Origin of the sequence: Spiroplasma endosymbiont of Acasis viretata (assembly GCF_964031275.1) — a bacterium.
Lineage (GTDB): Bacteria > Bacillota_I > Bacilli_A > Mycoplasmatales > VBWQ01 > Spiroplasma_E > Spiroplasma_E ixodetis_A.
Window position 1 is genome coordinate 1,289,115 of the sequence record NZ_OZ035019.1, and the last position, 22,963, is coordinate 1,312,077.

A 22,963-nucleotide genomic window follows, 5' to 3' on the forward strand; every position below is an offset into this window, starting at 1 on the left:
ATATTACTTTCCTCCTACTTTGTTGCATTTCTTCTTCGTACAATTAATTTATTTGATGCTTTTTTACTATCACGAGTTTTTAAACCTAATGCTTTTTTACCTCATGGTGTTACTGGAGCTTTTCTTCCGATTGGGGCTTTACCTTCTCCTCCACCATGTGGGTGATCATTTGGGTTCATAACACTACCACGAACAGTAGGTCTAATTCCTTTTCAACGATTTCTTCCTGCTTTACCAATATTTACTAAGTTATGATCATCATTTCCAACTGTACCAATTGTAGCTCGACAATTACTTAATACTTTTCTAACTTCACCTGATGTTAATTTTAATAATGTATACTTAGCTGTTTCATCACGACCAAGAATTTGAACACTACCACCAGCACTTCGTGCCATTTGTCCACCTTTACCTGGTTTTAATTCAACATTATGAACAACTGTTCCTTGTGGAATCTGTGATAATGGTAAACAGTTACCAACAGTAATATCAATTTTAACAGTATCAGTGTTTTCACAACTTAATAACTTATCTCCTACTTTGATTCCTTTTGGTGCTAAGATATAACGCTTTTCACCATCAAGATAAGAAATAAGACAAATGTTAGCATTACGATTTGGATCATATTCAATTGTTTTAACTGTTCCAACTACATTGTCTTTGTTACGTTTAAAATCAATAATACGGTATTTAACCTTATGACCATTACCTTGATGCCTTACTGTAATTTTACCTTGATTATTTCTACCAGCTTGTTTAACTAAATTTACTAATAAAGATTTTTCAGGGCTATTACCAATAGTTAAGTTCTGTTTGTAATCCAGAACGGTCATATTACGTCTTCCTGCAGTAGTGGGATTAATTTTTCTAATTGCCATTGTTTTTTTCTCCTTCCAATCTCATTAGCTTTGTTCTTCAGAACTAAACAAACTTAATTGTTCACCAGGAGCTAATTTAATAAGAGCTTTTTTTACTGCCGATGTTTTTCCAACAAATCTACCAACAGTTTTAGTTTTTGGTTTACTATTAATAATATTAACGTCTGCTACTTTAACTTCGAAAATCTGTTCAAAGGCTTTTTTAACGTGACTTTTATTAGCTTTACGGTTAACAGTAAATGTATAGATACCTTCAGCCATTTGTTTATAAGTTTTCTCAGTTAATACTGGTTTTACTATAACTTCACTTAAATGCATATTAAATTAAAGCCTCCTCAACGATTTTAATTGCCTCAGTAGTAAACAATACTTTTTTAGCATTTAATAAATCGTAAATATTAATACTATTAGCAGCGATTGTTGTTGTTCTAGGTAAATTGCGACCTGATTTAATAACTGTTTCTTTATTGCTTATTCCTGAAACAATTAGTGTTTTATTGTTTGCTAATTCTAAAACTTTTAAAGTTTCTAACATAATTTTAGTTGAAGGTTTTTCAAAGTTTAATTCATCAATTACAACTATGTTTTTATTTTGGAATTTGGCAGCCAATGCTGATTTTATTGCCAATCTTCTTACTTTTTTTGGTAATCCAATTAAATAATTATGATCAGTATTTGGTCCAAAAACAATCCCCCCACCTTTTCATTGTGGTGAACGAATTGAGCCTTGACGCGCATTACCTGTTCCTTTTTGTTTTCATGGTTTTCTACCACCGCCAGCAACTTCAGCACGACTTTTAACAGCGTGTGTTCCTTGACGTTTTGTAGCATTATAACTTAATAAACTATCAAACTGCGCTTGCTTGTGGGGTTCAATTCCTCAAATTTTTTCGTTTAAAGTTAATTCGCTAACTTTTGTTCCAGCGTTGTTAACAACATTAATTTTCATTTTGCTATCCTCCATAATTAACTTTATTGACCATCAGTAACTTCGGTTGTAGTATTTTGATTTCTAACAACTAATGATACTGGGGTTTTGAGAATTGGTTTTTTAACTGCTTGTTTAATAACAAGAAAGCCTTGTTTTGGTCCTGGAACTGAACCTTTTACTAAAAGATAATTATTTTCTTTATCTACTTTAATAACTTCTAAGTTAGCAACACTACATTTAACATTTCCCATTTGCCCTGGCATTGGTTGTGATTTAAACACACGGTTAGCATTAATAGAACCTGTTGAACCCATTTGACGATGTAAACCTGATCCATGACCCATTGGACCACGTGATTGATTATGACGTTTAATGCGTCCTGTAAATCCTTTACCTTTAGAAGTTCCTTGAACATCAACGAATTCACCTGCTGTGAATACGTCAGCAACATTAATAAGATCTTTATGATTAAATCCGTTCATGTTACGAATTTCTTTCACGAAGCGCTTAGGTTGACTGTCGGCTTTTTTAAAGTGTCCGATTGTTGGTTTGTTTGATAAAGTAACACGAAGATCGAACGTTGCAAGTTGTAAACTACTATATTTGTCTTTTACATTTGTTTTAACTTGACTTACTACATTTGGTTGTACTTCGATAATTGTTACTGGAACTAGTTGTCCGTTGTTTAAGAAAACTTGTGACATTCCTAGTTTCTTACCTAAGATTCCTTTCATAATTTCCTCCTTGGAATATCTTATAAATAATTAATATTTATCGATTTTAATAATTTTTTTTATTAATCTTTTTTGATACTTGATTTAAAGTTGATTTTTTTTCATCTTTAGATTCGATTATCAAAGAGATACTAACACTATTAGGGATAGTAAGTCCACTTAGAGCATTTAAAGATTTTGGTGATAATTGAGCACCAATAATTCTTTTGTGAGTTCTCTTTTCAAATTGTTCACGTGAATCTTTATGTTTATGCGGTGAACGAAGAATAGTGAAAATTTCTTTATGAGTTGGTAATGGAATTGGACCTACCACTTCAGCACCTTCTTTTTTTAACACATCTTTAATTTTCTGTGCTATTTGGTCAATAGCTGAGTGATCATAACTTTCTAAACGAATTTTTACTTTGTCTCCTATGATTGCCATTGGCTATATCCTCCTTAGAACGATTTTTAATAAAATAAAGAACAAAACATGTGATATAATGACAACTGATATCAGTGTATCAGCATTTATACATAACAACCACGCCTTGTAAGTATAACATAGTGTAATGGTAAAAGGGAATAGCAAAATACAAAAAAACAAAAAAAATAATGGGTTTTTTGCTCATAATCTTTTAACTATTAATTTAGTTGTAAAAAATAAAGATTTTTATTAAAAAAAAGGTGGTTGGCCCTTAATTACTGGACCATTTTTGATATAAAATTCTAAATTTTAATTTGTAAAATTGGTGGTTTTAGAAATTTAGAATGTATTCTTTCATAATTATAAAACATAACATATTGATTTACATCATTTATAGCTTCATTGATGGATAAATATTGATTTGATCCTTTAGGTAGTCATTCTTGAGATAAATGAGAAAATCAGTTTTCAGATAATACATTACCACCAATATCATAAGGTTGTTTTTTGCTTAAAATTATTTGTTTATCCTCTGCTCATTTTGTGATATCTTGACAATAAAATTCGTTGGCGTTATCTGAATGTAAAATAACATTTTTTACTTGATTTCAAGAAAATTGTTTGTTGATTTTTTCAAGAGCAGGAAGAATTAAATCCTGATATGATTTATTAGGAGCAATATTATAACTAACAACATTATTTGAATAAAAATCAATAATTACAAAAAGATATAATCATCCTTCTTTAGTATTTATTTGTTTAGTGTCCATTGATCAAATTTGATTTGAAGAGGTTGTACTTTTATAATCTTTGTTTACTTTATCCATTGTAGGTATTCACTTATTTGGATTTTTTTTGTTTTTAGGATAGTTATTTTTAGTTTGTTTTAATCCTTGAATATTGTGTTCTTTCATAATTTTTCGCATTTGTTTTATTGATAATTCTATATTTAAAATGATATTTTTTTCTTGTTTTAATCACTCTTTAAAAGCTGAAAAAATTCTTAAATATCCATAAATTCTGCCTTTTCTTGTAGAATGAAATTCGATTAAAAGTTGGCATATTTTTTGATATTTATGATTGCATTTAATAATATGATTTTCTTCTTTTTTAATAGGTTTTTGTTTATTTTTTAAAAAGTAATATGTTGATCTGTTTAATTGAAGATATTGACATAGGTTTCTAATTGAATATTGATTTTTACAATCATCAATAATTTTAATTTTTTCTTTGATATTTAATTTGTTAATTACTAATGCTATTTGTTTAATTTTATCCATTAATAAAAATCCTTTCAGGTTAAAATTAGTGTTAATTATATAAGAACCTGTTTAAAATCTTTTAGAGAATATGATAAAATGATTATATATTTTAAAATAAGAGGTATATATGTGTAAAAATTATCCTAGTAATGTTAGCAAAGAGCAATTTGAAAATATAAAATCAATTTTAGAAAATACTAAAAAGAGAACTAAACCAAGAAGTTTAGATTTATATGAAGTATTTTGTGCAGTTTTATATGTATTAAAAAGTGGTTGCCAGTGAAGAATGTTACCAAAAAATTTTCCAAAATGACAAATTGTATATTATTATTTTCAAGCTTGAAGTAAAAATAATAATAAAGAACCTAGTGTATTACAATTAGTTTTAAAAAAAATTAGTCAAGGCATTTCGTATCAATAATGGTAGAAAAGAACAAACTAGTTTTTGCATAATTGATTCACAAAGTGTTAAAAATACAGATACTACTAAAAATAAAGGTTATGATGCTGGTAAAAAGATTTCAGGAATAAAGCGTCATATTGCTGTTGATTCTCAAGGTTTACCACATGCAATTTACATAACCACAGCAGAAAAAACAGATCGTAATAGTGCTATAATAATGATTGAAAATGAAAAAGAGAATCTTTCTGCAGTTCAAAAAATACTAGTAGATGCTGGTTATACTAGTGAAAAATTTGCTTCTAAAATTAAAACAATTATAAATGCAAATGTTGAAGTTATAAAACGTAATGAATTACATTCTTTTGTAGTATTACCAAAAAGATGAGTTGTAGAACGAAGTTTTGCATGATTAGAAAAATGCAGAAGATTATGAAAAAATTGTGAAAAAAAATTAAATACTAGCTTACAAATGGTTGTTCTTGCCTTTATTTCAATTTTATTAAAAAGATTTTAAACAGGTTCTTAGGAGTTATATTATTAATAATACTGTATCCATTTTTAATAACTAGAAAAAATATAAAGATATTACAACGTGTAGGTAGTTATATTATTTCAGCACCACCACGTACTGGTAAATCTGCTCTTGCTTGTTGTTTAGCACAAAAACATAAGGGTAGAGTAGTAAGTCCTATTCCTATTAAAGTTCGTAATGAGTATAGTTATCGTTGTTCTTATGATGATGTTTTTAAATTTAATCAATTAAATAGTAATTATGCTTTTAAAGAGTGTGATATGGTTGTTTTAGATGAGTTAGGTTTGAAAATTAATAGTAATGATTTGTCGCCCGAATTTAAAGAAACACAAGAAAGTTTAGGAATGTTTTGTAAATTAATAGGTCATAATTTTAATGGAATTATGTATATGATTAAACAACACCCCGATAGAATACCAAAACAAGCACGTGAAAAAGTGGAATATATTGTGCAAGTTAAAAGAATGCGTATTTTGTTATTTTTAGTTAAGTTTAAAATAAATATTTATACTAATGTTGATGATTATAATAAAGTTGTATTATCTAAAAGACAAACAAAGCGAATAATTAAACGTGGTGGATTACCACTTAGTTATAGTGGTGAAACTATGACTTTTAGTTTATGATTTCCTAGGTCTTATTTACAAAGATATAATAGTCGTGCTTTAAATTATATTCATTCTTTAAAGAGTGAATTAAGTACTGTTAAAGACTATGAACAATCACAAGCATTAGATTTTACTGTTGATGATATTAGAACCTGTTTAAAATCTTTTTAATAAAATTGAAATAAAGGCAAGAACAACCATTTGTAAGCTAGTATTTAATTTTTTTTCACAATTTTTTCATAATCTTCTGCATTTTTCTAATCATGCAAAACTTCGTTCTACAACTCATCTTTTTGGTAATACTACAAAAGAATGTAATTCATTACGTTTTATAACTTCAACATTTGCATTTATAATTGTTTTAATTTTAGAAGCAAATTTTTCACCAGTATAACCAGCATCTACTAGTATTTTTTGAACTGCAGAAAGATTCTCTTTTTCATTTTCAATCATTATTATAGCACTATTACGATCTGTTTTTTCTGCTGTGGTTATGTAAATTGCATGTGGTAAACCTTGAGAATCAACAGCAATATGACGCTTTATTCCTGAAATCTTTTTACCAGCATCATAACCTTTATTTTTAGTAGTATCTGTATTTTTAACACTTTGTGAATCAATTATACAAAAACTAGTTTGTTCTTTTCTACCATTATTGATACGAAATGCCTTGACTAATTTTTTTTAAAACTAATTGTAATACACTAGGTTCTTTATTATTATTTTTACTTCAAGCTTGAAAATAATAATATACAATTTGTCATTTTGGAAAATTTTTTGGTAACATTCTTCACTGGCAACCACTTTTTAATACATATAAAACTGCACAAAATACTTCATATAAATCTAAACTTCTTGGTTTAGTTCTCTTTTTAGTATTTTCTAAAATTGATTTTATATTTTCAAATTGCTCTTTGCTAACATTACTAGGATAATTTTTACACATATATACCTCTTATTTTAAAATATATAATCATTTTATCCTATTCTCTAAAAGATTTTAAACAGGTTCTTAGAGCAGTAGGATTAGATAAGTTGGATAATATATTACAAACTGAAAAGAAAGAAATTGAAAATACTGTATGTCGTACTTGTTATTATAGAAATAAATATTCTAAGAAAAATAAGAAAGATGTTAAAATAGAGTAAACCTATATTATTGGTCGAAGCCAACCAGAACCTTGGTTGGTTGGCTGTGGCGTTTACGCCACTGGGGTGAGTTGCGAAGCAACTAGGGGCAAAGCCCCTATATACTTGATTATTAGGAGCAAAATTATGTCAAAAAAACACTTTAAATTTAATACTTGAAAGTTTATTCAATTTACTGGCTTTTTTTTAATTACTTTAGGAATTATTTTTTCTTTTTCTTCTTTTAAAGTTAGCCTATTGTTATATTTTGGTTTAGTATCAGTATTAATAGGTTCTATTAATATTTTAATTTACTATATTTTTATTGGAACAAATAGTTATAAAAAATATTCAAGAAAACAAAATAATAATAAGTTAATAATCAAAAATAATTAAGAAATATAAAGTTAAAACTAAGAAGATTAGTTTTTTCGAGAGAATAATAGGTGAAAAACTATGAGAAAAATATTAAAAGTATTTAAAGCGATGTTTTTAACGAGCATTATTTCTTTACCACTTATTGCATGTGATAAGGTAAATGATGCAAATCAAAAATATGTTGATATTAGTAATATTAATATGGAAGTTACTAATGCTCCTGTTGAATTAAATAAAGATATTTATAATATAGCTTTAATTAAATTTAAAACTAAAGTACAAACTGAAATTAGTAAATTAGTTCCAGAAGGAAAAAAGCCAGAAAATGGTACTGATTATAAAATAACAATTCTTAATCATAATGATATGTATGCTAAAATTAATAAATTGGAATCACTTACTGTTAATGTATCTGCTTCAAATAATAGTAATATTTTAAAAGGTAGTTTTAATGCTTGTGTAAAATTAGTACCAAAGGCTAAAGACATTAGTAATATTAATATTGATAAGCAAGAAGAAAAAATTAAAATTAATACCACTACTTTTGGTGAAGCAATTGCTTTACGTTGTTTATCATTAATTGAAAGTAAAATTAACGCTATTGTTCCAACAGCAAAACAAGATAGTGACTATGTTGTTAATGTAGAAGGTCATACTTTATCAGAATCTATTAAAACATTTGATGATGTTCATATTAATGTTAATGCTATTGAAGATGATTATCATTTTTTATTACATGGTAGTTTTAGTTTTTTTCTTAGCCTTTGCTAAAGATTAATTTATATTATTTTGGGTAATAAAAAAGATAACTTAATTTTCATTATTATCATAAAAATAAAGTAGTATAGTATGGGGTAAGCATGTCAGAAGTAGAAAAGTTATTAACAATGAATTATGAAAATGTTTGTAATTTTTTAAAAAATAAATATGGATGTATTTCAAAAAATTATTTTTCAGATGCAACAATGTCTAAGAACCTGTTTAAAATCTTTTCAATAAAATTGAAATAAAGGCAAGAACAACCATTTGTAAGCTAGTATTTAATTTTTTTTCACAATTTTTTCATAATCTTCTGCATTTTTCTAATCATGCAAAACTTCGTTCTACAACTCATCTTTTTGGTAATACTACAAAAGAATGTAATTCATTACGTTTTATAACTTCAACATTTGCATTTATAATTGTTTTAATTTTAGAAGCAAATTTTTCACCAGTATAACCAGCATCTACTAGTATTTTTTGAACTGCAGAAAGATTCTCTTTTTCATTTTCAATCATTATTATAGCACTATTACGATCTGTTTTTTCTGCTGTGGTTATGTAAATTGCATGTGGTAAACCTTGAGAATCAACAGCAATATGACGCTTTATTCCTGAAATCTTTTTACCAGCATCATAACCTTTATTTTTAGTAGTATCTGTATTTTTAACACTTTGTGAATCAATTATACAAAAACTAGTTTGTTCTTTTCTACCATTATTGATACGAAATGCCTTGACTAATTTTTTTTAAAACTAATTGTAATACACTAGGTTCTTTATCATTATTTTTACTTCAAGCTTGAAAATAATAATATACAATTTGTCATTTTGGAAAATTTTTTGGTAACATTCTTCACTGGCAACCACTTTTTAATACATATAAAACTGCACAAAATACTTCATATAAATCTAAACTTCTTGGTTTAGTTCTCTTTTTAGTATTTTCTAAAATTGATTTTATATTTTCAAATTGCTCTTTGCTAACATTACTAGGATAATTTTTACACATATATACCTCTTATTTTAAAATATATAATCATTTTATACTATTCTCTAAAAGATTTTAAACAGGTTCTAAGAAATCACAAGGAATAACAAGGGGAAAAGAAGGTTTATATATTCATCATATTGATGAAGATAAAGCAATTTTATTATCTACTCCCAAATGATCTCAAAAGTCACCATTTGCCTATCAATATGCTGATCGATTAGTTTATTGTAATTTATTAGAACATTTGGTTTTACATATTAAAATTTTTGAATATCCTCATCCAAATAAACATAATTTTATGGAAGTTGGTGTTGGTGGAATTTATGCTTTTATTGTTCCTGAATTAAATGATATTTATAGTGGTATTCAATATAAACAACCATGAAAACAGAAAGTTGCTAAAGTTGTTTTACCATTAAAAGAAGATTATTTTAAATGTATTAAAAAATTAGTAGAACTTGGGTTTTCTTATCCTTTGCTTACTTCTTTTAATCATCAATTTGGTACATGAAATAATAGAAATAATAATAAGTTATATGAAGAAATGAAAAAAATGGGTGTTAAACAGTAACTTTTTTTATTGTTATTTAATCATAAATAAAAAATGTTAGTAAATTACTAACATTTATTTTTATTAAGTTTATTAAAAAGTTAATTGACAATGATTTTGATTAATTATTGGTAATTGTTCACTATTAATACTTGTTATATCGTTGTTTCTTAAATAATGGAGTTCTTTCAGATATTTGTTGTTCGTTATTACTTTCAACATTAATATCAGAAATATTTGTTGGAAAACATTTATCATAAATATTTGAAATGGAAGTGCCAATTCCATACCCTAGTTTAGAGTCTAAAAATGCTCCAATCAAAGGTGAACCTGCTATAGTAAACATTATTCCAAAGAGTGCCATTCCTGCTTCTGGATCATGGAAAGCTTCCGGGCGTATCAAGTTAATAGTTAGATTTAATAAGAACTTAAATGAGAGATAATACTCTCATTTTTAATTGTTAAACAATTATAATTATTAATTTTTATAAACCAGCACTTTATGAGAATTAATAATTATTACATAACTAAATAAAAAAATTATTTAGGCTATTGTGCTGGAATTAACCAATAGTAATTTTTGTGTTGCTCTTTGAAAATTTCAGAAATTTTGGTTCCCTTCCCCTAGAACCCCTACCCTCCAAGGCTTTGCTACTTACAGTAGCATAAGCCTTACGTAGTAGTAGTATTAGTTAGTAGTATATAAGCCTTTTATCACTGTAGGTGATAAGGCTTATACGTAGAAAGGATTCGTAATGATTAATGTTAATTTAGATATTAAAAATAAAGTTAGAGAAACAACTAAAGGTATGTTATTAGAAATTGGTGAATATGAAACATGATTTCCAATTAAAGATACTACTATTAATAAAAATAATAAAAAAATAACATTAAAAATAATTGAAGATTTTAATTATAAATTAGGTAAAAAATCAATTACAAAAGATATTGAAAGTATTAAAGGTAGTGATATTTTAAAATATATTAAAAATATTTCAGATATTACTACAAATGAAAATAAATTAATATCATGTGAATTTTATGAAGAATATAATGGTTATTATATTTTTAAAAATAATAATAATCAAGAATGTTTTAAATATAACATTACATGAGAACAAGATATGAAAAGTTTTAAAATAAATAATCCATATAACGATAATGATTTAGCAATAAATTATATTGTTATGCCAATGAAAGATATAAATACTCATAATGAAAAAATATTTTATTTAAAGTATTAAAGGAAATTAATATGTTATTAAATGTTGAAAAAATAGAATTAATAAAAAATTTATGTAATGAAAAATTACTTAAAAATAAAAAATATATAGAAATTGAAGAAATATTAAAAATTATAGAAAGAGAGAATTAATTATGTTGAATTTAAACGAAGAAAAAAGAATGTATTTAAAACATGAAATAAAAGTATATGGTTCATGTGATATTTGTCATAAAAATTCATCATTTGCAAATAGAACTTGTAATAAATGTTTTTATAAATTAATAGGTGAAAATAATGAAATGTAATATTCATAATGAAAAATATATTTGATTTAGTGAAATAGATAATACATATTATTGTAATAAATGTATTGATGACATGATTGAAGAAGATATGTATTTAACAAGTGATAATTGAGATTACTTAGAAGAATATTATATTAATGAATTACAATTAGAAAATTTTAAAGGAGTGTAAATATGAATAGATTAGAATTACAAAATGCAATGAAATTAATAGAAAAATTTGAAGAATTACAAGAAGAATTTAATAGTAAATATGAAGATTTTGAAGTTGAAATTGATAATGATGGGGATTTAAAAATTAGTAATGATTATTTTATATATGAAGATGTAAATAAATTAGAACAAGTAATTATTGATTATAAAAGAATTTTTAAAGGTTAAAGGAGATGAATATAAATGGTAGCAGCTCCTAAAAAGAAACCAGAAGATTTAATTATTAAACAAATTATTGTTCATTTAAGATTTACTGAAAAAGATTATGAAACATTAAAAGAAATTTGTGAAGAAAAAAATATGAAAATTAATGGATTTGTAAGGAGTTTAATTAAAAATGCAATTAAACAATCAAAAAAATAATTTAATTTTTAAAAAAGAAACTCATCAATATTTTATTCAAAATAAAGAATTAATATCAGTAAGTAAAATACTTAATTATTATTTAGGAAATTCATATTGTAAATGTAATAAATGTAAATATTGTTTTAATATAAATAATGCAAGAATTCGTGGTAATTGTGTTCATAAAGTAGCAGAATTATATTTTAAAAATATAAATATTAAAAATATAAGTAATCAAATTAAAAATTATATTAAAGATTTATTTTCACAAAATTATTTAAATTATTGTTATACATTATTAGATTATTTACCAACTAAATTTATTAAAAATAATGAATATATTAGTGAAAAAATATTTAATTATGATATTGTTGCTGGAACACCAGATTTAATTTATAAAGAAAATAATTTAAATATAATAATAGATTTTAAAACTTATAAAGTTTTTTCAAAAGAATTATTAGAAAAATCAAAATTACAAATAATAGCATATTATTGATTATTAAAAAATAATAATTATGAATTATCAAATATACATTTTGTATGTTGAGTTAAAGAAAATGATATTGAATTAATAAAAGTAGAAATAACAGATGAATTATTACATGAATGAAATATGGCAATTGCACTTTGAAAGGAAGATAAATATGGCAAATTTAATATTACCTAAAACAATTACACAAAATCAAATTAATGATTTTAAAAAATATTATGAAATTACTAAATTAAATGATAAAAAATTATCCACATTTAATCCACAATCATTATTAAATACATTAGCAACTATATTTGAATTAAATTTATCAAATAATCCTATTAAAAAAGAATTAGCATTAATTCCATATGGAAATGATTTACAAGTACAAATACAAGAAGATGGTTTTTTAACTTTATTACAAAGAAGTAATTGTATTATTGATTTTCAAAGAGAAATTATTACAAATAAACATATTTATAATGATAAAACAAAACATTGAGAAATTAATCCAGCAAAAATATTTGAATCAAAAGAAATTATTGGTTATTATGGCATGATTTGTATTAAAGATTATTTAGGTAAAAATATTACTTTTATTAAAGGAATGACTAAACATGAATGTGAAGAACATAGAAAGAAATATAGTAAAGCAAATGGTAATAGTCCTTGAAATACTAGTTTTGATGCTATGGCTTTAAAAACAGTTATAAAAGCAATTATTAGAGATATTAATAAAAATCCAAGTATTAAATTAGAAAATCAAAATTTAATTAATAAAGCATTACAAGTTGACCAATCAGCAATAATTGATGAAGAAATTGTTTATATTGATAATCCAAATACTAATAATGTAATTGAAAATAATACAAATTTTCAACAATTAGAAGAAAATATAGATAAATTAGATAAAGTGGTATTTAAAAATGAATAAATGTAAATATTGTAAGAAAAAAATTTGATTAACAAATTATTGATGTATGAATTGTTTAAAAATATTAGTTATTAATTTAAATAAAAATAAGGAGAAAAAATAATGACTAATTATTTACTTTCAATTGACCCAAGTATAAAAAATACTGGATTTACATTATGAGAAAATAAAAAACCAATATGAATAAATAGTTATAGTTTTAAAAATTATAATTATGATTGAAAAAAAATACAACTACAAATAAGTTATTTAATTGATATGAATAAATATGATTTATTAATAGAACGTGGTACTTTTCATTCAAAAAATGGTATTGGTTATGAAACTCAAGAACATTTAAGAGGTTTTATTGCAGGAACATTTAATAAATTATTAACTAAAAATATGTTAATAAGTCCTAAAGAATGACAAAATTGATATTTAAAAGAATTAAGATATGAAGAAGATGATTTATTTAAAAATAAAAAATGAAATAAAGAAAAATCATTATATATAGTTGGAGGTTTAATTAGACAACAAAAATGAAATATAAAAATATCAAATCATGATGAAGCAGATAGTTTATTAATTGGTTGATATTATTTAAATAAGGAGAATAAGTAATGAAAAAAGAAAAATTAGTTAATTATATTAGAAAAGAACAAGAAAAATATGAAGGTACAGAAATAGATGTAGTACTGGATATTTTATTACAAAAAATAAATAATGGAGTATTTAATTAATGCCAAAACAAGAAAAAGTATTACTTAAATGTATTGTTAAAGATTGTAATAGTAAAGTAGTAGTTACTTTAAAAACTTTAAATATAGAAGATAGTGTAGTTCAATTTTTTAATATGTGTTATTTTCATAAAAAACAATTTAAAAATAAAGTAAAAGAAATAAAAAATAAGGAGTAAATAATGACTAAACGTGAATTTTTAATTAAATGAAAAGTAGATAAAGAAGTAGATATTAAATTACATTATGTTGGTAAAGCTAATTTAGTTTTAAAACATGAATATGAAGATGAATATGATGAAGAAAAATTTGATTTTGTAAAAAATGATATTGATAATTATATTGAATTATTAAATGATTATAAAAATGTTGAATGAGATAATAATTAAATTATACATATTTAGTAAATATTTATGATATAAAAATAATATAAACTTAATAATAGTTTTTAACTCATTACTTTCTTTCGAAGTAAATGAGTTTTTTTATTTTGAAAGGAGAAAAAAATGGAAATAATAATACATAATGACAAATTAATTAAAATTGCAAGTGATGATTTACAAAAAAATATTATTTTATTGGCACAATATAAGTTAGAAATTGATAAATATCAAGAAGATTTAATTCAAAATATAATTTTTTTAACTATGTTACTTGAAAAATACAAAAACTACAAAATAGAAAGTGAAGAGATAGTTCCATTTCATGTATATAATACAACAGGAAGAAGATTTTTACGAAATTTTTCGAATTATATCAGTAATATACAAACCATAAAAAAAATGACAGTTTTTGTCGCTTTAACAATAGTTAATTTTACAATTGGAGCATTGTTTCCGCCGTTATTTTTACCTATGATAATTTTAGGGAGCATATTTTATTTTAGTTATAGTATTATATTATATAAACCTGTATTTCAATATTTAAAATTTAAATATTTAAACTTTAAAAATAGAAAAAAAAATAATGAGCTAAATAAACGAAATAAAAATTGAAAAAATAACTATTTACAAAATATAATGAAAAAAAATAAATACAATATCAATGAATATAAAAATTGAGAATCAAAATATTTTAAAGCATTAAATGAAAGAATAAATAATAATTTTAAAAATAAAAATTTAGATATTGATGAAATCAATTCAATTGATTCAAAAAATAAAGAATCTAGAAATAAAGATAATAATCATTCAACTTCTAAATCACTAAAAATATAAGTAAAAAAAAGTTACCTAAATGGTAACTTTTTAATTAGGTGCCAACCTAATTCATATAAGAATGAAAATGTAATACTTACATAAGGTGTAATTATTTTTACATTATACATTATTTTAAGATTTTGAGGGAATGTTATTTCGTTTATTTTTTAATTTAAAAATTGATTTTAATTTTGGATATTTTTTAATTATTTTTAAAATTATTGGAATAAAATAAAAATATAATAACTCAATACATCCAAAAATAATAAATATATAATAAACACTTTTTATGTTTAAATTATTATTAAAAAAGTAAAAAAGTAAAGGACTTATAAACAAAAAAGTTAAGGCGGTATATATATATATATAATTTTTAAAATTCTTATTGTCACAAAAACGAATAAATAATTTATATGGCACAAACATTAGAAACAAAAATGTTAGAGACATTGCAATTGAAATTGTGTAAGGAGAATTTATAAAATCATTTCATCATGGTCAAAATTCATTTCGATTTAAAAAATACATATTTATTCACTTCCTATAATTTAATTCTATTTTTATTTTACCAAATTATCTTGCATTTAAAACTATTTTATTAATATTAGACTTAAGATTCGATATATATCTATATGCTCAACTTTTATCTGGTTCTCTTTGTGCAGAATTGGTATATTCTATTTTACCTAAATTACTTTGTAAATAAATAATTCAATTTAATTTTTCAGAATTATTAATTATACTAAATGCTATAGGATAATCATTACTTATTTTTTGTTCATAAGAATCATAAGACTTCTTAATTTTTAAATCAAATGTATATTCACATAATGAATATGAAGTAAAAACATTATAATTACTAATACTTTTATAATAAGCATTTGCAAAATAATCAGTAACTTCTTTAGGAGCAACTGTTCCAAATTTACTAAAAAAGCCAGAATCTGGAAAATTACCTTTATTTATTTTTAAATCTTTTAAATCAATAGTTATACTTGTAGTTTCTTCTTTTGATGGTGTAAAAGTTTCACTATTAATATCAATAGTAGTTAAATCAGAGTTCTTGGAATTTGATATTGTTTCAAATTTATAACTATAATATATTGTTATACTTTTATAAAATCTTTGTAAATCATTTAAAGTATTAATTAATAATGTAGGGTCTAATAATGAATTTAAATCTAGTTCATATTTATTAAATTTACTTGTATTTTTATCTTCTCATTCTTTTATATTACTATATCCATTTTTTATTAATGATACATCATTTGCTGTCATTTCTATTTTTAAATCTGGATTAATAATAATTGATTTTGCTATATTTTGTGGACTTGGTGGTAATATTTTTGCTGGATAACTAAATGTAGTTTCTTCACTTTCTTCATATTCATCATGATTTAATTTATACAAAGTCGTTCAATTAAAAGCATTACCAGTTAAATAACCCATATTATTATAACGAAATTGAGCAACTGATATTTCATTATAATCACCTTGATAAGTAAAAGGATTATCACTATAAAATGTATGTCTTTCTTCTCCTTGATGTAATGATTGAGTTACAATTGTATCAATAATATAAGCATAATTTGAACCATCAATAACTCCATTACTTGTAGGATTTCATTCACAATCTTTATCTTCATTTGTAAAAGGACTTGCTATATCTAAAAACTCTGTATCTTCTGCTAAAATATAAACTTTATTATTTTTCTTTTGTGATAAATCAACAGTTGATATTTGCTCTTTTGTAGTTAATTTCTTACCAGTAGTAGGGTCTCATGGATAAACACTTATTCTATCACTTAATTTCATAGTCATAGCAGTTGTTGAAACATTAGCACCTAATAATTTACCAATAGTAAAATCATTATCATTTGTAAATGCATTTAATGGAATTAAACCACCATTACCAATAATACTTTCTAAATTACTTGTAAAAAATGCACTCATAAAACCATTAAAATATAACATTTTTTTATATTGTTGAGCATTTTGAGTAATAACTCAACTACTTCATATACCTAATGTTAAAGCATTTAATAATTTACCAATTAAAGGAATATCACTTAAAGCAAATGGTAATCATTGTTGACTATCATAAGGCATTTGTATTAAAGGACTAAATACTACACTATTAAAATTTAATATTGCTGACATATATTTTTGACTTATTTTTGAATAATCTACAGTTGGACTACCAATAATTAAATGAGTATCTGGGTCTTTATATTTAAAATTACTTGACATATCTACATTATAATTACCCGTTAAATTATTTATATTTCATTCACTATCTCAAAAGAATTTAGCTTCTCCTACTGATGTACCATTACTTAATCTTGCCTTATCTTTATCAAAAGCAAGCATACCTTTAAAATCTTTTGTTACAAATAAATTATCTTGAAAATTTAATGAAGTTTTTAATCATTCTGTAAAATTTTTAAAATTAGTAAATCCAGTTGGTTTTGCATCCATAATATTATAAAATGTAGTTTCTGGATGACTACTTGTTGTTATTTTATCATTTATACCAGCAATTAAACCACCATTATTTTTAATATTAGTTGTAGATTTTTCATTATTACCAGCAATAAATAATCTTCTTGAAGCAAATACTTTACTTTCAAATATTTCTTCATTATTTTGTTGTATTGGTTCTTGACCTTGAATTATTGGTCTTCCATAATAATAACAACTTGATAATAATTCTAATCCATAACTTTGTCTATGACTATATCTTACTCCTATATCACGCATTAAAGTACGATTTAATGTTACTTTTCCTTGTTGAATAGTTGGGAAAGCATAACCACTACCTGGTGAAGCATATTGTACAAAATCAAGTGTATTTTGACCACTAGAAACTACTCTATCATTTAAACTACTAAAAGTTAATACTTGCATACTAAATGCACCATTATAAGGACTATAATAATTTGTTACATTTGAAATATATAATAATTGTCTATCTTGATTTTTACCACTATTACCACCAATATTTTCATTTTCATCATTAAATACAACAAAAAATTGTAAATAATCATCAATTGTAATATGTTCTTCAAACATAACTAAAGTATATTGTCTTTTTGTTTGTACTGTTTTAAATATTTGACTATTTGGTAAATTACTAAAATCAACACCACTTGTATCATCAATTAAATAAGCATTTCAATAATCACCAATTTTATATTGTTTTGTATAAAATTCATCTTGACCATTAGGTTTATGTGTTATAGGGTCAATTTTACCTTTATTTTTTTGATATATTTTTGTACTATTTTTTCAAATACATACAACTGGAGTAGTACCAGTTAATATTAATTCATATTGACCAAAATCACTTATTTTACTATTAATTGGTTTATAACCAGTTTCAGTTAAAGGAATTGCACCATTATTTATAACAAATGGAAATATTTTTCAATAACTACATCTTTTAATTAGTAATTGTTGTCTTTTTAATTGAAGATGTAGATGTTTCATTAATTGAATTTGTTGATGTATCATTTTCTTTTTCTCCTAATAATTTTATTTCTTCTTTATCTTCTTCCATTATTTCTTTATAATGTTTTTTTGCTTGTTGTTTTGTTACTTCATCTAATTCAGCAATAGCTTGTGTATATGACATTGTTCTATCTGCTAATCTTTGACTAATCATTTCTTGTTTTAATAATTGGTCAGTCATAGCAATAGGTAAAAATTTAAAACTATAAGGTCTATCACCAATACCATCTCATAATTTTTCATGAATTAATAACATATCAAAAAATCTATAAAAATAATATGAATAATGACTTATTTTAGTTTCTGTAGTTTCCATATCATTTTTATTATTAAATAATGATTTAGTTTTATTTTCATAATTTACACCAGAAAATTCATTATAATCATATCCAGCACCATTTCATATATCTTTCCCTAAATCATCTTTATCTAAAATATAATTACTAGCTTTAAAATCACCTTGTATAACTTCCATACCACCAGCACCAGATTTATTATAGCCAGCAGTACCTACATTAACTACAATATTTTTTTTAGGATTATCAATTATTTTTCCATGTTCAATCATATTTTTAACAGTTTCATTATCAAATGCACCAAATAAAGTTGTAACATTTAATTCTCTATCAACATTTCTTTGAGTATAAGATTTATGATAATATTCAATTAAATTTCAAACTGGATAAGTATCTGGATATGCATTTAATGTTGTTGAATTACCATAAAAATTAACCATTGGTAAATTTGTTATTTCTAATATTGGTAAATAATTTCAAGGATTTTTAATTTCATAACTATATTTTGGTGTGAATTCTGGTTTTAATTTTGTATGTGCTGTTCCTAAAATAATTTCTTTTTCATTTTTATTATCATTTTTATAAGTTTCAAATCTTATTTTTCCATTTTCAGCAATTACTCAAGTTAAAGTTGCACTATCTGCTTGTTCATTTATAAAAAAGAATTCTGCACATTGTTCTTCTTCATTATATTTAGCAACTCTACCAGCAAATGAATTAGGTAATACTTTTAAACTTGTACTATTATCTTTATAAATAATAGGCATTATATATACTTTTCCAAGTAAACTTTCTTGTATTCCAAATTTATATAATTTTTCAAATCATTTATCACTAATAATTTTATTAGTAAAATATTTTAAAATATTTTCTTTTTCACTATCAAATAATAAACCTTTACCTAATCATAATTTAGTTGATTTTTGAGCAATTCTCATAGGAATATCACTATATCATTCTCTTCTATTACAAGAAAGATATTCTAATGGATTATTCATTTTTATCACTCCTAAAATTTATTTTTATTAATTAATAATTCATTATTAATATTATTAATTAATCATTTCATTTTATGCATTGAAGCATACATTCTTGCGTCTCAACAATTATCATATAAATCAAGCATTTGTGGTTCATTATTTGAATTTTCTAATTTAGATTTTGCTAATCATTGCATTTTTGATAATTCTTCATGTGTATTAGGACATCTTTTTCAATTAATACTTAATATACCTTTAATCATACAAATAGTATCTCAATCAATTCTATCTCTTAAATACATTGTAGTTTTATCTACTGGAGTAAAATGTAATCAATTTATTTTTCTTTTTTCTACTTCTTTTTTTAAAATATCAATAACTGCTAATCCACCACTACCATAATCAACATAACAAGTAAATCCAAATTTCATCGCTTGAAATTTAATACTTTCATCTAAATAATAATCAATAATATTATTTGCTAATTCATAAGTATCTTTAAATTTCATTATTGCATTACTATGATAAAATTCACTTTCTTGATGTATTCTTCTAGTTTTTTCATTTTCACCAATAAAACATAAAACAGCAACAGTAGGATGTGCTTGTGAACTTGTAGCAAAACCTAAATCTAAACCACCAACTATTTCATTAACATTAAAATCTAATTCAGTTTTAAGTTTATCTAAATATCTTGCAAATATAGAACCTTGTAAAACACTAGGTACACCATAATATCAACTTTGTGCTTTAATAGGGTCTAATTCTTTTAATTCTTCTAAATCATTAATTTTATCTTGTTTTAAATTATGTTCATTTAATTTTCAATTTGAATAATGAAATAATTTAAACATTTGATTTTCTTCTATTGATTTAATTTGTTCATTATTTTTTTTCATTAATTCTAAATTAAAAGGTACACGTTTATTCATATATTCAATAAAATATTGATAAATATTATCTGGATTACAACTTCTAATTTTAATAGTTTTTTTAGCATTACCTAATGCAAAAGTAATTGCTTGAAATTCTGCTTGACTAAATTCATTTGCTTCTTCACATCATTCAATTGCTAAATCAAAACCTTTTATTTCACTACGAGAAAGCCCTTTAAGTGGTATTCTATCATTACTATTACTATATACACCCATAACTCTAATAAATGATTTACTACCTTTAAAACGAAAATCTGCTTGTTTATTTGGATATTTTAAATTAAAATCTTTATAATCAAAACCAATATTAATTAATGCTTCATCAATTTCTTTAGTTAATTCATTAATATCTTTATTTAATTTTCTAAAACAATATATAGCAATTGATTTATTAACTTTAATTGAAATTGCTATTAATATTACTAATTCTTCTGCAATACTATATGTTTTACTTGAATATCTACTACCACTTAAATTATATTCACTATGAGTAAAATCACTTTTATTTAATAATCAATAACTAATTTCATGTAAATAAGTAAATTCTTTATTCATAATATTATTCCTGTAATTCTTCTAATTTTCATGTATTACCTTTATCATTACCTTTTAAAGAATAAATAGTAATAAATTTTGCATGATTTACTGATAAAACTAATACATTAGTATTATTGTTAAAAACTTCTATGGGTACACCTGCTATTTTTGTATCAGTTATAATAAATTCTTGAATTGCAAAAACCGGATTATATATATTTCAAGAATAATAAACTCTGTATCGTTTATTAACTATAAAATCATAAGTAATTTGTCAATTATCTCATTTATTCTTTTCTCGTGTGCCAACTTCTTTTCAATTGTCTTTACTTGGACTTGGTGTTGGATTATTTTTTAATTCAATATCTCAAATATTTTCTTCTACTTCATTTGTAGTTAAACTACCCGACCTTATTTGTAATTTTGATTGAATATCTACTTTAATAGTATCTTGTAATTCTTCTAATGAAAATATATTCCCATATTGGTTATTTCCACCAATAATAATTAATTGACTTTTATTACCATCAACAGTTCCTAATTTAATAATTAATGAAGCATCTTCATTATCAATTTTACCTTTAACAAGCATATAATCTCCACCTATATATGCAGAACTTTTAAACTCTATTTTTAGTTTTACACTTGTTTGATTAAAAGGTGGTTTATCTCATGTTATAAATACTCTATAATATTTATTAAAACTAAGAGCAAAATCTTCTCATGTACGATTATCAAGACTTTTACCTATTATTTTTCAATTTTCTTTATCTTGTTTTTTATCAATATTAGTTTTATTTTCATTAATAGCACCAACAATATTTTTTTTATTAGTTTCTAATCTTTCATAAGTATTATTATGTAATAATGATATAGCAAGAGAACTACTTGAACTATCATTTATTCATAATTGGTCTCTATCATCTTTATATGTAAAATATCCTTTCACAAAAACAGATTTTTTATAATAATCAGATAAATCTATTTTACCACCAGTAGCACTAATAACTTTCTTTTCTTGACCTTCTTTACCATCAACTAATTTCATAGTATCATTACTAAAATATTTAGTAAATAATTCAAGTGTTGTTAAATTATCAAATGATTTTATACCACTAGTATCAATATCAACTATTGTTCCAATAATATTTTTTTGATGTATTTTTTTAATTTCAACTCTTGGGTCACTTGATTTTAAATTTGTAATTTCAACATATCTTGTAAAAGGACTATCTTCACCATAATTACTATAAAAATTACTAAAAAAATCATTTCTTTTAGGTAAAACATCTAAATTAAAACCAGTAATATTTGGATATTCTTTAATTTTTCTTAAACAATTAAATACTTCTGGAACAATATAATAAGGTTCATTAGGATTATTTTCACTATAAGTCATACCACCTTGACTAATACTTGATTGACCACGAATATAATTACTATCTTTTGTTAATAAAAATCTAACATAATATGCAGTTGCAGTTTGTATTTCATCAGTAAATTCTGTTAATGTAGTTTCTGGTCATTTTTTTGAAATAGAATGTCCACTTAAATAATCAATATTATTACTTGCAACTGAAATAGCAAATCAAATTTCATTATCTGGTGTTGTAGTATCATCAAATTCTAATTTATTAAAACCTTTTCAATTTTTAAATTCTTCAATTGTAATAAACATTAATGGGTCTTTAATAGCCATAATAATTTACTCCTTAATGTAAAATAAA

At 23.4% G+C, this 22,963-nt stretch carries 26 protein-coding genes and 1 pseudogene; 14 read left to right on the forward strand and 13 right to left on the reverse strand.

Going from position 1 to position 22,963, the window contains the following annotated elements:
• Positions 1-14: 14 nt before the first annotated feature.
• The 6 genes and pseudogenes from rplB to AAHM96_RS07215 all read right to left on the reverse strand — a co-directional run bounded on the left by rplB (position 15) and on the right by AAHM96_RS07215 (position 4,229).
• Positions 15-878: a 50S ribosomal protein L2 gene (gene rplB, locus AAHM96_RS07190; RefSeq protein ID WP_342273074.1), complete on the reverse strand. Its 864-nt coding sequence runs from the start codon at positions 876-878 to the stop codon at positions 15-17.
• Positions 879-902: 24 nt separating this feature from the next.
• The gene (gene rplW / locus AAHM96_RS07195) at positions 903-1,196 is read right to left on the reverse strand and encodes a 50S ribosomal protein L23 (RefSeq protein WP_252319250.1); all 294 of its coding nucleotides are present in this window, start codon (positions 1,194-1,196) and stop codon (positions 903-905) included.
• A gap of 1 nt (position 1,197) precedes the next feature.
• Positions 1,198-1,827, reverse strand: coding sequence for a 50S ribosomal protein L4 (gene rplD, locus AAHM96_RS07200; protein ID WP_342273075.1), 630 nt, complete (start codon positions 1,825-1,827; stop codon positions 1,198-1,200).
• A 23-nt stretch (positions 1,828-1,850) separates the two neighbouring features.
• Positions 1,851-2,543, reverse strand: coding sequence for a 50S ribosomal protein L3 (gene rplC / locus AAHM96_RS07205; RefSeq protein WP_342273076.1), 693 nt, complete (start codon positions 2,541-2,543; stop codon positions 1,851-1,853).
• A gap of 115 nt (positions 2,544-2,658) precedes the next feature.
• Positions 2,659-2,961, reverse strand: a pseudogene (rpsJ, locus tag AAHM96_RS07210) (30S ribosomal protein S10); the annotation flags it as partial.
• Positions 2,962-3,251: 290 nt separating this feature from the next.
• Positions 3,252-4,229 carry an IS3 family transposase gene (locus AAHM96_RS07215; RefSeq protein ID WP_342265776.1) on the reverse strand — a complete coding sequence of 326 codons (978 nt, stop codon included), beginning with the start codon at positions 4,227-4,229 and terminating at the stop codon, positions 3,252-3,254.
• A gap of 109 nt (positions 4,230-4,338) precedes the next feature.
• Here AAHM96_RS07215 and AAHM96_RS07220 point away from each other — a divergent pair.
• Positions 4,339-5,128, forward strand: a protein-coding gene (locus tag AAHM96_RS07220; RefSeq protein WP_342273077.1) for an IS5 family transposase whose coding sequence is annotated in 2 segments (ribosomal slippage) — positions 4,339-4,599 and positions 4,601-5,128 — 789 coding nt in all. Because the reading frame shifts where the segments join, the coding sequence is not laid out codon by codon here.
• A 278-nt stretch (positions 5,129-5,406) separates the two neighbouring features.
• Positions 5,407-5,925 carry a hypothetical protein gene (locus tag AAHM96_RS07225; RefSeq protein WP_342273078.1) on the forward strand — a complete coding sequence of 173 codons (519 nt, stop codon included), beginning with the start codon at positions 5,407-5,409 and terminating at the stop codon, positions 5,923-5,925.
• On the opposite strand, the gene AAHM96_RS07230 is transcribed toward AAHM96_RS07225, so the two are convergent.
• Positions 5,911-6,700, reverse strand: a protein-coding gene (locus AAHM96_RS07230) for an IS5 family transposase (protein WP_342273050.1) whose coding sequence is annotated in 2 segments (ribosomal slippage) — positions 5,911-6,438 and positions 6,440-6,700 — 789 coding nt in all. Because the reading frame shifts where the segments join, the coding sequence is not laid out codon by codon here. The genes AAHM96_RS07225 and AAHM96_RS07230 overlap by 15 nt on opposite strands.
• Positions 6,701-7,338: 638 nt before the next feature.
• Between AAHM96_RS07230 and AAHM96_RS07235 the strand changes: the two genes are divergently transcribed.
• Positions 7,339-8,031 (forward strand): hypothetical protein, encoded by a 693-nt coding sequence (locus tag AAHM96_RS07235; protein WP_342273079.1) that lies wholly within the window; start codon positions 7,339-7,341, stop codon positions 8,029-8,031.
• Positions 8,032-8,241: 210 nt separating this feature from the next.
• On the opposite strand, the gene AAHM96_RS07240 is transcribed toward AAHM96_RS07235, so the two are convergent.
• Positions 8,242-9,031, reverse strand: a protein-coding gene (locus tag AAHM96_RS07240) for an IS5 family transposase (RefSeq protein WP_342272742.1) whose coding sequence is annotated in 2 segments (ribosomal slippage) — positions 8,242-8,769 and positions 8,771-9,031 — 789 coding nt in all. Because the reading frame shifts where the segments join, the coding sequence is not laid out codon by codon here.
• A gap of 280 nt (positions 9,032-9,311) precedes the next feature.
• On the opposite strand from AAHM96_RS07240, the gene AAHM96_RS07245 reads away from it, so the two are divergent.
• A complete protein-coding gene (locus AAHM96_RS07245; protein WP_342273080.1) occupies positions 9,312-9,584 on the forward strand; it encodes a hypothetical protein in 273 nt (90 codons plus the stop codon).
• A 124-nt stretch (positions 9,585-9,708) separates the two neighbouring features.
• Here AAHM96_RS07245 and AAHM96_RS07250 read toward each other — a convergent pair whose 3' ends face one another.
• On the reverse strand, positions 9,709-9,966 hold the full coding sequence (locus AAHM96_RS07250) for a hypothetical protein (protein WP_342273081.1): 258 nt from the start codon (positions 9,964-9,966) through the stop codon (positions 9,709-9,711).
• Between the two features lie 352 nt (positions 9,967-10,318).
• Between AAHM96_RS07250 and AAHM96_RS07255 the strand changes: the two genes are divergently transcribed.
• From AAHM96_RS07255 to AAHM96_RS07300, 10 genes are all read left to right on the forward strand, one after another.
• A complete protein-coding gene (locus AAHM96_RS07255; protein ID WP_342273082.1) occupies positions 10,319-10,807 on the forward strand; it encodes a hypothetical protein in 489 nt (162 codons plus the stop codon).
• A gap of 275 nt (positions 10,808-11,082) precedes the next feature.
• Positions 11,083-11,265, forward strand: a complete 183-nt coding sequence (locus AAHM96_RS07260; RefSeq protein ID WP_342273083.1) for a hypothetical protein — start codon at positions 11,083-11,085, stop codon at positions 11,263-11,265.
• Between the two features lie 2 nt (positions 11,266-11,267).
• Complete coding sequence (locus AAHM96_RS07265; RefSeq protein WP_174480552.1) at positions 11,268-11,474, forward strand: hypothetical protein; 207 nt, start codon at positions 11,268-11,270, stop codon at positions 11,472-11,474.
• Positions 11,475-11,489: 15 nt separating this feature from the next.
• Positions 11,490-11,669, forward strand: coding sequence for a hypothetical protein (locus AAHM96_RS07270; RefSeq protein ID WP_342273084.1), 180 nt, complete (start codon positions 11,490-11,492; stop codon positions 11,667-11,669).
• Entirely contained in the window at positions 11,644-12,321 is a 678-nt protein-coding gene (locus AAHM96_RS07275; RefSeq protein WP_342273085.1) for a PD-(D/E)XK nuclease family protein, read from the forward strand. The genes AAHM96_RS07270 and AAHM96_RS07275 overlap by 26 nt, the downstream gene beginning before the upstream one ends.
• Positions 12,299-13,060: a recombinase RecT gene (locus tag AAHM96_RS07280; protein ID WP_342273086.1), complete on the forward strand. Its 762-nt coding sequence runs from the start codon at positions 12,299-12,301 to the stop codon at positions 13,058-13,060. Before AAHM96_RS07275 ends, AAHM96_RS07280 begins: the two co-directional genes overlap by 23 nt.
• Positions 13,061-13,162: 102 nt before the next feature.
• Complete coding sequence (locus tag AAHM96_RS07285) at positions 13,163-13,663, forward strand: hypothetical protein (RefSeq protein WP_342273087.1); 501 nt, start codon at positions 13,163-13,165, stop codon at positions 13,661-13,663.
• A 118-nt stretch (positions 13,664-13,781) separates the two neighbouring features.
• Positions 13,782-13,958, forward strand: a complete 177-nt coding sequence (locus AAHM96_RS07290) for a hypothetical protein (RefSeq protein WP_342273088.1) — start codon at positions 13,782-13,784, stop codon at positions 13,956-13,958.
• A gap of 3 nt (positions 13,959-13,961) precedes the next feature.
• Positions 13,962-14,168 (forward strand): hypothetical protein, encoded by a 207-nt coding sequence (locus tag AAHM96_RS07295; RefSeq protein WP_342273089.1) that lies wholly within the window; start codon positions 13,962-13,964, stop codon positions 14,166-14,168.
• Between the two features lie 117 nt (positions 14,169-14,285).
• A complete protein-coding gene (locus tag AAHM96_RS07300; protein ID WP_342273090.1) occupies positions 14,286-14,996 on the forward strand; it encodes a hypothetical protein in 711 nt (236 codons plus the stop codon).
• 555 nt (positions 14,997-15,551) lie between these two features.
• Here the strand turns inward: AAHM96_RS07300 and AAHM96_RS07305 are convergent.
• From AAHM96_RS07305 to AAHM96_RS07320, 4 genes are read right to left on the reverse strand one after another with little or no spacing between them, the layout of a single operon-like run.
• Positions 15,552-18,491 carry a hypothetical protein gene (locus AAHM96_RS07305; RefSeq protein WP_342273091.1) on the reverse strand — a complete coding sequence of 980 codons (2,940 nt, stop codon included), beginning with the start codon at positions 18,489-18,491 and terminating at the stop codon, positions 15,552-15,554.
• Complete coding sequence (locus tag AAHM96_RS07310; protein ID WP_342273092.1) at positions 18,421-19,782, reverse strand: hypothetical protein; 1,362 nt, start codon at positions 19,780-19,782, stop codon at positions 18,421-18,423. The genes AAHM96_RS07305 and AAHM96_RS07310 overlap by 71 nt, the downstream gene beginning before the upstream one ends.
• Positions 19,783-19,793: 11 nt before the next feature.
• Positions 19,794-21,254, reverse strand: coding sequence for a phage terminase large subunit (locus AAHM96_RS07315; protein ID WP_342273093.1), 1,461 nt, complete (start codon positions 21,252-21,254; stop codon positions 19,794-19,796).
• A gap of 4 nt (positions 21,255-21,258) precedes the next feature.
• The gene (locus AAHM96_RS07320; RefSeq protein ID WP_342273094.1) at positions 21,259-22,935 is read right to left on the reverse strand and encodes a hypothetical protein; all 1,677 of its coding nucleotides are present in this window, start codon (positions 22,933-22,935) and stop codon (positions 21,259-21,261) included.
• Positions 22,936-22,963 lie beyond the last annotated feature (28 nt).